The 710-nt window shown below is 37.6% G+C and carries 2 protein-coding genes; both read right to left on the reverse strand.

Going from position 1 to position 710, the window contains the following annotated elements; all coding sequences use genetic code 11:
* Positions 1-148: 148 nt before the first annotated feature.
* Entirely contained in the window at positions 149-394 is a 246-nt protein-coding gene (gene brnA, locus PVK63_RS19890; protein ID WP_065603886.1) for a type II toxin-antitoxin system BrnA family antitoxin, read from the reverse strand.
* The gene (locus tag PVK63_RS19895; protein ID WP_130088445.1) at positions 384-647 is read right to left on the reverse strand and encodes a BrnT family toxin; all 264 of its coding nucleotides are present in this window, start codon (positions 645-647) and stop codon (positions 384-386) included. The genes brnA and PVK63_RS19895 overlap by 11 nt, the downstream gene beginning before the upstream one ends.
* Between the last annotated feature and the right edge of the window lie 63 nt (positions 648-710).

Consider the following 710-nt stretch of genomic DNA (forward strand, 5'->3'; position numbering starts at 1 on the left):
GATCTTAGAGTTCGTGTAACGCCTGCATAACACGTTTACTACTATGCGATTATACTTAATATTGACGCCTTAAAACGAGAAACACCCGGCAAACTGAGATTGCCGAGTGTAGTAAATCGTGTTGATGCATTTGTTAACCGTTTTGATATCAGTGGCTTGCTGCGTGATTCGCCGCTACACTTTCTAATCTTTCCGCTAACCAAACTTTAATAATCGATTGGCGAGTTACACCTACACGATTAGCTTCACGATCTAATGATTCGATCATCCATGTTGGAAAATCAACATTTACTCGTTTTTGAGTTTGCATTGGACGCTTAGCTTTAGATAAATCTAGATCGCCTAGAATATCGTCGCCATCGTCAAACTTTGCATCAAATTCATTAGCTTTCATAAACCTTTACCTCACCTTTTCTTGATCGCCGAACCGAAATTATTCGGATATTTTGACCTCGATATGTAATAACACCAGTCCAATGTTTACCATTAAGCATGGCTATTACGATATATCTTGGTTCATCGTGAGTATTTACTGGGACCTCTATTAAATCTGGGTCATTCCAAAGCAATTGAGCTACATTGAAATCCACACCATGTTTTTCAAGATTCGAGTTACTCTTAACTTCATCAAATTCAAAATTAACCATAGGGTTAAAAGTATACCATTATTACTCAAAAGGCAACTTTCGATGATGTTTCGAAAAGACGGT

This window comes from Aliivibrio sp. S2TY2 (assembly GCF_028765525.1).
GTDB lineage: Bacteria > Pseudomonadota > Gammaproteobacteria > Enterobacterales > Vibrionaceae > Aliivibrio > Aliivibrio finisterrensis_A.